Genomic DNA, 563 nt, shown 5'->3' on the forward strand with positions numbered 1-563 from the left:
AGAAAAGCCTCTAGCGAGTTCTTAGCGGCCCGTACCCCAAACCGACACAGGTGGTCAGGTAGAGAATACCGAGGCGATCGGGCGAACTGTGGTTAAGGAACTCGGCAAATTGCCCCCGTAACTTAGGGAGAAGGGGGGCCGGAGACGTGAAGCCCCACGCGGGTGGAGCGTTGTATGGCCGCAGAGAGCAGGGGGAAGCGACTGTTTACTAAAAACACAGGTCCATGCGAAGAAGTAATTCGATGTATATGGACTGACGCCTGCCCGGTGCTGGAACGTTAAGGGGACCTGTTAGCTCTTCGGGGCGAAGCGGAGAACTTAAGCGCCAGTAAACGGCGGTGGTAACTATAACCATCCTAAGGTAGCGAAATTCCTTGTCGGGTAAGTTCCGACCTGCACGAATGGCGTAACGACTTCCCCACTGTCTCAACCACAGGCCCGGCGAAATTGCAGTACGAGTAAAGATGCTCGTTACGCGCGGCAGGACGGAAAGACCCCGGGACCTTTACTATAGCTTGACATTGGTATCCGAATTAGCTTGTGTAGGATAGGTGGGAGCCGGT

At 54.9% G+C, this 563-nt stretch carries 1 rRNA gene; it reads left to right on the forward strand.

From position 1 onward, the window contains the following. Positions 1 to 563: ribosomal RNA gene (locus tag ACFOW4_RS30225) — 23S ribosomal RNA — on the forward strand; the annotation flags it as partial.

The sequence above is a fragment of the Micromonospora sp. GCM10011542 genome (assembly GCF_042650685.1).
Classification (GTDB): Bacteria; Actinomycetota; Actinomycetes; order Mycobacteriales; family Micromonosporaceae; genus Micromonospora.